Below are 9,094 nucleotides of genomic sequence, written 5' to 3'. Positions count from 1 at the left end.
CCGCCGGTGGACGGCTCGACGGGTCCGGTCCGGAGGCCACTGCGGCCCGCATCGACCGGTGTGCGCGGTGGTTCCGGCGCGCCGGAGTGGGCGACGGCGACCTGGTCCTGCTCACCGGCCTCGCGCCGGATGGCCTGCTGGCCGCCGTGGTCGCGTGCTGGAGCATCGGGGCGGCCGCCTGGGTCACCCCCCGCGCACAGGAGGAGGTACGGACCGGCGCCGCGACGTTCGTCGCGACTGCGGAACGGACCATCGAACCCACGGCGCCCCGGCAGGACGAGCCGACCGGGCCGGTACCCGAGGCCCTCGCGCTGGTGCACGAGACCTCCGGCTCCACCGGCGAACCCAAGCTCGCCCGCCGCAGCGTCGACAGCCTCCTGGCGGAGCACGTCGGCTACCGCGAGGGGCTTCGACTGGACGCTGCGGACACGGTACGCATTCCGGTACCCGTGGCGCACTCATTCGGCTCCGGGGTCGCCCTCAGTGCGCTGCTGTCGGGTTGCCGGCTTGATATCCGTCCGTTCTCGACACCTGTCGGCGTCGCTGCGGACCTGGACCGCGGGCTGGCCACCAAGCTGGCCGTGACCCCTGCCCTGCTGAGCCTGCTCACCCGTACCAGACGACGCGGCGACAACCGTCCCCAGGAGATCCTGGCCGGCGCGGGGCTGGTCCCGGACGGCCTGGACGCGGCGTGCATGACCCGATTCGGAGTCCCGGTCACCAGGGGCTACGGATCGAGCGAGACCGGTGGGATCCTCATCGGTCAGCAAGGCCTCGGTCAGCCGATCCCCTCCGTCAAGATCGTCCAGCCCGAGGTCGGAGCACGCGGCGAGCTGGTCGTCCGAACCGGGACTCCCGTGCTCGGCCACGCCCACGAACCCATCCGAACGTCGCTGCGGTGGTTCACGGGTGACATCGTCGAGCGCGACGCCTCGGGCCAGGTCCGGTTCGTCGAACGCAAACCCGGAGCCCTGCGGGCCAACGGGAAGTTCCTCAACACCGGCCCCGTCCAAGCGGCGCTGGGCGCGGTCGAAGGCGTGGACGAGGTGGCCTTCGTGGTGCTCCCCCGGGCCGGCCGTACCGAGTTCGAGGACGTCTTCGCCGTGGTGGCCGGATCCCGGATCGACCGGGAGTCGGCCGAACGGGCGCTGCGCTCCACCACCACGGACAGCTTCGCGCCACGTCTTCGGATCTTCGACAAGCTGCCGCGGACCGGCCTCGGGAAGCTCGACCGGACGGCACTCACGGAACGGATCACGAGGGATGGATGACATGACGGTAGGGCCGGCTGGTGCCCCCGAATCGGACAGCGGGCGGGCGGTTCCGCCAGCGGCCGAGGACTGGGTGGGCGTGGTGATCGGCGCAGTCCTCACCGCCGCCGGGAACGCCGGTGCGGACGAGGTCTCCCTCGCGTCGCTCCGGGCCCGGCTCGGTGCCCGCGGCGACGCGCTGGAGACCTCGTCCGCAGAACTCGGGATCGACTCGCTGACCTGGCTGGAGGTGATGACCCTGCTTGAGGAGAGGCTCGACACGTTCTTCCCCGACGAGATCGTCACGAGCCAGGCGTCGCACACGGTGCTCGGCCTGGCCAATGCGCTGGCGGACTGCCGGCGTGGTCAGGGCTGAGGCCGGACGGAAGACGCAGTACCCACGATCCAAGAAGCGGAACACGTTCAAGAGAGAGGTGTGCATTCATGAAACTCGCAGCCAGCGGCGAGCGGTTCCGGGTGATCGACGATTTCCTGCCCGAGGGTGACCTCGAAGAGATCCGGGCATTGGCGCGGCGGCGGCCATTCCACGAGGTCGCCAGCGTCGTCAACGCGGAGGCGGACGGGCTGGCCCACCGGTCCCGGGGCGCGCTGCTCCGCCAGGACGCGGTGCTGCTGTCCGAGGACACCGAGGTCGTGGGTATGCCGAACGCCTACCACGCCGTCCTCCAGGAGCTCCACTCGCGCCGCGACATGTTCGGGGTGGCTGGGGAGGACTGGACGGTCGTCGGGTTCAGCTTCTGGCGTTACCCCGCAGGGAGCCGGCTCGGCTGGCACAACGACGTGGACGCGCGGGGGGAGTTCGTCTTCTTCCTGCACGAGGAGTGGAACGCCTCCTGGGCCGGTGATCTCACCCTGTTGGACGCCGATCCGGCGACCGTCGAGATCGACACCACGGGCATGTCCCCGTTGGAGGCTGTCGAGGCCAAGGCTGGCGCGGCGTCGCACGCACTGACCTCCATCGTGCCCAAGCCGAACCGGCTGGTCCTGATCAAGGAAGGCACCATCCACTGCATTCAACGGGTGGACCGGACCGCTGGAGAGAACGTCCGGCAGACGATGACCGGCTTCGTCGGAATCAACCCGCCCGAGAAGCAACAGCAGGCCGACAACAGCAACCTCGAACGGCTGGTGTCCGTGCTCGACCTGGGCTGAACGTCCTCCCCGGGGCTCGTTCCGGAAACACACACTCGGTGCCATCACACTCTGTCAGGATTGGAAGCAAGGCCATGGACAAACCGTGGATCACTGAAGGGCCCCGGGAGTTCGAGCGATGGCTCGCGCTCGGCAAGGTCGATCCGAAACAGGTCGAGCGGATCCGTGAAGGACTGGAGATCACTGCCCAGGGACAAATCAGCGAGGTCGGGGGGGACCACTCGCCGGAGGTCTTCTTCCCCGGCCTCACCGCCCGGCCGTGGTGGAGCCGCGACGACTTCCCCTGGCTCGACGACCTCGAGGCCGCTACACCGGTGATCCGCGGCGAGTTCCAGGCCTTCGACCAGGACGTGGACCACACCGCGCCGGCTCCGACAGGACTCGCGGAGGACGGCAAGTGGCGGGCACTGTACCTGGCCTGCATCGGCAGGCCGTACGCCAGGAACCTCCCGGCGTTCCCGCAGACGCTGAAGACCCTGTCCGCGATCCCGGGTGGGACCAGCAGCGGGATGACCTATTTCTCCACCGTCCTGGGCGGCACGCACATCGCCCCGCACTCCGGGTTCACCAATGCCCACCTCCGGTGCCACCTGTCGCTGATCAACACAGAGGGTTCCCGCATTCGTGTGGCCAACGAGGAACGGAGCTGGGAGGAGGGCAAGGCCCTCGTCTTCGACGACTCCTACGAACACGAGGTGTGGAACGAGGGGGGCGATCGCCGGACGGTACTGCTTCTCGACTTCTGGCATCCCGACCTCACGGCACCCGAGATCACGGCACTGACGCACATGATGGACATCTGGCGACGCATGTACTCACGGCACTTCTGGGCCCATCAGGTGGCTGCCTGATGCCGGTTCCGTTTCCCCTGCCGTCTTCCCCATGGAGTGATGTCTGACATGACGCTCGACATCTGGTCTGAGACCGAGGATTTCCTGAGCGGACTGCTGTGTCCACCCGACGCGGGCCTGGAGCGGGCGCTGCGTGTCAGCGATGAGGCCAACCTGGCGCCGATCAACGTGTCGGCGCTTCAGGGCCAGCAGATCAGTCTGCTCGCCAGGATCGTCGGAGCCCGCCGCATCCTCGAGGTAGGAAGCCTGGGAGGGTACAGCGCCCTGTGGCTGGCAAAGGCGCTGCCGCCGGACGGACGGATGGTGACCATCGAGAACAATCCGGTGCACGCTGCGGTGGCCATAGGCAACATCAGGGCGTCGGGCCTCGCCGATCGCGTCGAGGTCCGCGTCGGAAACGCAGCTGACCAACTCGCTCTGCTCGTCGAGGAGAAGGCGGCACCATTCGATTTCTTCTTCATCGATGCCGACCAGCACAACAACGTGGTCTATTTCGAGAGTTGCCTTCGGCTCGGTCGTTCGGGCAGCGTCATCGTCATCGACAACGCGGTGAGGTCCGGCGAGGTCTGCAACGTCGAGAATCCGAACGAAGCCGTCCGCGCCACGCAACAGGTGTTGGACCTGGTCGGCAGCGCCGAGCACGTCGATGGAGTGGTCTTTCAGACGGTCGGCAAACGAGGGCACGACGGCATGCTCGTCGCACGAATCCGCTGACACACGGTCCCGGCGGGGCGCCCTGGCTGTTCAGTCAGAGCCTTCCGCCGGGGCCGTCAGATCGTCGAGCCCGATTGGTCCCAGCCGAAAAGGACAGATATGTCACGTAACCAGCAATAACGAATGTCTCTCGATCACGCCGGTCTCCGCGATGCCCCACACTGCTGGTCCTACGGATCCGCTGGGGAGCCCGTAACCCGGGTTCAGACACCTCTGCGTCTGAGGTTTTCCTTGCTCTCCTACAGCCGTCGACGCCGGCCTGCTTCACGATCCGGGGGCTCCTGGCGATGCGCCAGAATGGCTCAATGCCCAGTGGCGTAGCCGGGCAGATCACCGGAGGTACGGCTGCATGACCCGTTACTGCGTCGACCCCGTTCGGCACGAGCTGATCGCGACCTGGGGAACAGGTGACGGCGACCTCGCGATCCGCATCGCCACAGTCGCAGCCGACACGGACAGCGCCCCAGTTCTGCGCCTGGCCCGCGCGCTCACCCACCTGTCCGAGGCCGCGTGGCGCACCTACACTCACCCGGCCAGCTCCGCCGCGTCCGTGGAGCCCAATTCCAAGGGTTAGCGCCGCGCGGAGGAGCGCAAGGCGTTCGACGAGGTTCCCTGCGCCATCACCCGGCCCAACTTTCCCCAGGACGGCATGCTCGACGTTGAATACAGTCCCCTGGTCGAGTCCGCGCACCGCGCCGGCCGCGCCCTGCAGGCCATCGGCAACGCGGACCTCACCGACGCCGTCCTCGCCGAAGTCGGCGCCGAGCTCGCCGCCGTGGAGAGCACCGAACTCGGCGACCGCACCGGGCGCGTCCGCCAGGCCGTCCTCCTCAGCCGCGAAGGCGTCTCCCCCGTCCAGGTCGCCGCCGCCGACCGCCTCCTCGAACAGGATCCTTTCGGCCCCGATGCGCTGTTCACCCAGATCGACCCCACCGCCGCGGTCGTAGCCGCCGCCCACTGGCTCGCGGCCTCAGCAAAGGTCGCCGCTGCGGCCTCGGGCCGCTCCGCCACATCTGTGCTCGTCGAAGCCGACAACATCGAAGCCCTCCCCCACGGAACCCCCACCCTCGTCCTCCAGCTCCTCGAGGCCGGCGCCTCCCCATAGGACGCGGTCACCGGCCTCGTACGCCATGCCCTCCACATCGCCAACTGCCTCCTCCCCGACCCCGCCGGCCTGCGCGAATAACTCGAAGACATCGACGACAACCTCGCCCAGTACACCGGCCCGGACATCGACCCCGAGGACACCGGCCTGCGCCTGACCCCGCTCGATCCCAGGCGGCCCGCCCTGACCTCCTCGAAGACCTCCTCGCCGGCATCCACGGTTGTTGGCTCCTCCACGAGGAATACGACGAACTCGACGAGGACGAGGGCGGGAACGACGAACACGCCGAAGCGCACCAGCACCGCAGCCGCGGCCACTTCGCCCAGCTCGTCCGCGAGGCCGCAGCCGCCCACCACGAGCGGCTCATCTGAACCTCTCGCCCAACCGCACGGGCAATCGCACCCACTCCCCTTCGGATTCCCATCGTGAGCCCCACCTGACAACTATGCTTGCTTTCGTTGACGCCAGAACGCTTAACTCCCTTTCTGCACAATCGGATTGTGAAGCACAGAAACGGCAGGTCAGCCAGTGAAAAGAGGGACCCGATTTCACCGCCATCCGCACCGCGGGCACCGAGCTCGGTATCGCGGTGGGTCAGTACTTCCGCGGCCTGCAGCCGGGCTACGCCACGAACCCGGAGGAAGCGCTCCAGCTCCTGGCGGGCCTCGCTGTCATCACCTCCACTGCCCTGCGCGACCTGGCGGACACGCACTATCCAGCGCCGCCAGCGAGGTCCGCGCGTGACTCGAGGAGAGTCGGCCTCGATGCCGGAATCCACAGGGCAACAACCCACCATGCTCTGGAGACGGCGCACACGCTCGCGCGACTGCTGCATCGAGAGGTAGCCACGGCGCTGCGGGAAGGCACGAAGCTCCCGTCCTCAGCCGACCCCGAGATCGCCGAAAGCAATGACGGTCGGCTGGTGATCGAGGCTGCCAAGCAACTGCGAGCGTCCGTCGCAGCCATGGACGAACGGTACGCCGCCGATCCGTGGGACGGCACCGCCCGACGCCACCAGATCACCCTTCTGCGCCTGCTCGCCGACGAGGCCCACCAGGCTGGGATCCTTCATCTGCTCGACGGCACCATCGAGTTCCGAAAGGACGCCCACCTCGCGGGTCTCACCGAGCGCATCGAGTTCGTGACACAGATCCTTGTCGGCCTGGAGAGCGGCAACATCGTCTTCCGAACGTACGACGACAAGGCAAACAAGGTTGACCAGCTCAAGGACGATGTCCGCGATGCCCTAGTACTGCAACGGTCCTTACCGTGACGGTCGTTGAGGTCGATCGTTGTTCCTGTCATGGGTGGGGACATATCTGAGGTCGATGCTCGGCGCTGGTCGGACGGGCTTGCCGGGTTGCATGAGCGGTTTGCCCGCCGGTTCGCGCGAAGCGAGTCGCGGGAGTCGGCGCTGGCCTACATGCGCGGCCTGCTGGCGCCGTTGGAGCGCAAGAACGGCTGGACGGTGGCCGAGGAGGCCGGTCACAGTGGCCCGGACCGGATCCACCGGCTGCTGAACCGCATCGACTGGGACGCGGACGGGGTGCTCGAGGACGTGCGTAAGTACGTCATCGAGCACCTGGCCGACCCCGATGGCGTGCTGATCGTGGACGACACCGGGTTCCTGAAGAAGGGCGTGCGCTCGGCCGGCGTCCAGCGGCAGTACTCCGGCACCGCCGGCCGCACTGAGAATTGCCAGGTCGGCGTCTTCCTCGCCTACTCGGGGCCCCGTGGCCGGACGCTGATCGACCGGGCTCTCTACCTGCCGAAGTCCTGGACGGACGACCGCGAGCGCTGCCGGGCGGCCGGGATCGGTGACGGGGTCGAGTTCGCCACGAAGGTTCAGATGGCCCGGGGGATGGTCCGCAAGGCGATCGAGGACGGGATCCCGTTCCGGTGGGTGACCGCGGATGCGGGCTACGGTCTCAGCAAGGGCTGGCGCTATGAGCTGGAGCAGGCCGACGTCTTCCATGTGGTGGCCACCACGAGCAGCGACACCGTGGTCACCCGCTGGGCCATGGACCATCGGCTCCACGACCTGGTCGCGGGACTGCCCCGGCAGAAGTGGAAGCGTCGTTCGTGCGGCGAGGGCGCCCACGGCCTGCGGATCTACGACTGGGCCAGAGTCGAGGTCCGTCCCTGGCACCGCCCCGACCGCAGGCACTGGGTGCTCGCCCGCCGTAGCATCGCCGACCCGACCAAGGTCGCCTACTACATCGCCTACGCCCCCGCCGAGGCCACACTCAACGAGCTGATCGCCGTCGCGGGCGCCCGATGGGCGATCGAGGAGTGCTTCCAGACCGCGAAAGGCCAGTGCGGCCTGGACGACTACCAGGTCCGCCGCTACCCCGGCTGGTATCGGCACATCACCCTCGCCATGGCCGCCCACGCCTACCTCACCATCCTGCGGGCCGGACAGCTCGAAAAGGGGCTGGACCAACTCGAACGCCAGACCTGATACCGCTGACCGTCCCCGAAATCCGCCGACTGGTCACCCATCTCACCCGGCCAGTCCGCCTCAGCATCGCCCACGTCCTGCACTGGTCTCGCTGGCGGCGCCGACGCCAGCACCAGGCCAGGACCAGCCACTACAAACGACGAGGCCACAGCCCAAGAGCTGAGGCCTCGTCACAGTAAGGACCGTTGCAGTACTAGGACTTGTCCGGTCGATCATGTGACTATCGCCCGTTCTGGTCGTTGGACCGGGCATGGGGCGGGGAGATCTCACTGATGCCGAGTGGGAGCGGCTGCGGCCGTTCCTGCCGGTCAGTAACAGGCGTTGTGGCCGGTGGAGGGACCATCGGCAGGTGATCGACGGGATCCTGCACCGGGTGCGGACCGGTGTGCACTGGCGGGATCTGACCGAGCGGTTCGGTCCGTGGAAGACGGTCTACGAGCGCCACCGGCTGTGGTCTGCCGACGGGACCTGGGAGCGCCTGCTCCAGCGGGTCCAGGCCGAGGCGGACGCGGCCGGCGAGATCGACTGGAACATCTCGGTGGACTCCACCATTGTGCGGGCCCACCAGCACGCGGCCGGTGCCCGCACCGACCCGCCGCCGGCCCTCGCGCCAAAGGGGGCTGGGCCAGGAGAACACCAGGACGAGACGCCGTGGCAGGGTCTCCTCGCCCGCCTGGCGGAGGTGGTGCTGGAGGCGAGGGCCTGGGCCGCTCGCGCGGCGGGTTCACCACCAAGGTCCACCTGAGCGCGGACGGCCGCTGCCGCCCGCTGTCACTGGTCCTCAGCGCGGGGCAGCGGGCCGATTGCACGCGGTTCGAAGCGGTGCTGGAGAAGATCCGCGTCCCACGGGCCGGCTCGGGCAGGCCTCGCAAGACACCCGACAGCGTGGCCTGCGATAAGGCGTACAGCAACGGGCCGTGCCGCGCCTACCTGCGTAGACGCGGCATCCGGCACACGATCCCGGAGAAGGCCGACAGCCGGGCCGCCCGCCTGCGCAAGGGCTCACGCGGCGGACGGCCACCGGGCTTCGACGAGGAGCGCTACAGGAAACGCAACACCGTCGAACGGGCCATCAACATGCTCAAGCACGCCCGAGCCGTCGCCACCCGCTACGACAAGCGCGGCTACGTCTACCGCGGCACCGTCACCGCAGCAGCACTCGTCATCTGGCTCCACACATGACCCCGTGACGGACGTGGCCTCAGAAGCGATTCCCAAACCGGAGGTCACGGCTGCCGCTCGAACTTCCGCGCGCATCATCCTCGTTCGAGTGATCGCTCCGCGGTCGGCGTATAGGAGAAGGGCCTCCTGCGCAGTTCGGTGATGTCGAGTCAACGAACAATCAGGAGGCCCTGGTGTCCCACTGTGGCGTGCTTGCTCCGTCCGCGTCCAGCTCCGGCGTGTCGTGCGATTGCCTCGCACACCGGCTCGGGAATGCCGCTGACCAGCCGGAGCGGACCCGCCGCTACGGCTCCGACCTGACCGACGCGGAATGGGCGATCGTGCAGCCACTGCTTCCGGTCCCGGCCTGGATGAACGG

Annotated in this window: 10 protein-coding genes and 1 pseudogene; all 11 read left to right on the top strand. The window is 68.2% G+C overall.

Annotated elements, in window-relative coordinates; genetic code table 11:
* The coding region (locus ABZ449_RS40945; protein ID WP_360356945.1) for a class I adenylate-forming enzyme family protein at positions 1 to 1,271 on the top strand (1,271 nt) is incomplete at its 5' end.
* Positions 1,264 to 1,626, top strand: a complete 363-nt coding sequence (locus tag ABZ449_RS40940; RefSeq protein WP_360356943.1) for a phosphopantetheine-binding protein — start codon at positions 1,264 to 1,266, stop codon at positions 1,624 to 1,626. The genes ABZ449_RS40945 and ABZ449_RS40940, both read left to right, overlap by 8 nt.
* Before the next feature lie 68 nt (positions 1,627 to 1,694).
* Positions 1,695 to 2,423 carry a 2OG-Fe(II) oxygenase gene (locus ABZ449_RS40935; protein ID WP_360356940.1) on the top strand — a complete coding sequence of 243 codons (729 nt, stop codon included), beginning with the start codon at positions 1,695 to 1,697 and terminating at the stop codon, positions 2,421 to 2,423.
* Positions 2,424 to 2,497: 74 nt separating this feature from the next.
* On the top strand, positions 2,498 to 3,274 hold the full coding sequence (locus ABZ449_RS40930; protein WP_360356937.1) for an aspartyl/asparaginyl beta-hydroxylase domain-containing protein: 777 nt from the start codon (positions 2,498 to 2,500) through the stop codon (positions 3,272 to 3,274).
* A gap of 48 nt (positions 3,275 to 3,322) precedes the next feature.
* The gene (locus ABZ449_RS40925) at positions 3,323 to 3,988 is read left to right on the top strand and encodes an O-methyltransferase (RefSeq protein ID WP_360356934.1); all 666 of its coding nucleotides are present in this window, start codon (positions 3,323 to 3,325) and stop codon (positions 3,986 to 3,988) included.
* A 349-nt stretch (positions 3,989 to 4,337) separates the two neighbouring features.
* The gene (locus tag ABZ449_RS40920; RefSeq protein WP_360356932.1) at positions 4,338 to 4,562 is read left to right on the top strand and encodes a hypothetical protein; all 225 of its coding nucleotides are present in this window, start codon (positions 4,338 to 4,340) and stop codon (positions 4,560 to 4,562) included.
* Between the two features lie 75 nt (positions 4,563 to 4,637).
* A complete protein-coding gene (locus tag ABZ449_RS40915) occupies positions 4,638 to 5,093 on the top strand; it encodes a hypothetical protein (RefSeq protein WP_360356930.1) in 456 nt (151 codons plus the stop codon).
* Positions 5,094 to 5,682: 589 nt separating this feature from the next.
* The gene (locus tag ABZ449_RS40910; RefSeq protein ID WP_360356928.1) at positions 5,683 to 6,366 is read left to right on the top strand and encodes a hypothetical protein; all 684 of its coding nucleotides are present in this window, start codon (positions 5,683 to 5,685) and stop codon (positions 6,364 to 6,366) included.
* 30 nt (positions 6,367 to 6,396) lie between these two features.
* On the top strand, positions 6,397 to 7,554 hold the full coding sequence (locus tag ABZ449_RS40905; RefSeq protein WP_360356926.1) for an IS701 family transposase: 1,158 nt from the start codon (positions 6,397 to 6,399) through the stop codon (positions 7,552 to 7,554).
* 250 nt (positions 7,555 to 7,804) lie between these two features.
* Positions 7,805 to 8,736 (top strand): IS5 family transposase gene (locus ABZ449_RS40900; RefSeq protein ID WP_360356924.1). Its coding sequence is split into 2 segments (ribosomal slippage): positions 7,805 to 8,180 and positions 8,180 to 8,736, totalling 933 coding nucleotides; the frame shifts between segments, so codons are not numbered across the junction.
* Between the two features lie 173 nt (positions 8,737 to 8,909).
* Positions 8,910 to 9,094: pseudogene (locus ABZ449_RS40895) on the top strand (transposase); the annotation flags it as partial.

This window comes from Kitasatospora sp. NPDC005856, assembly GCF_040629945.1.
Lineage (GTDB): Bacteria > Actinomycetota > Actinomycetes > Streptomycetales > Streptomycetaceae > Kitasatospora.
This window is presented reverse-complemented; position numbering and strand designations above follow the sequence as displayed.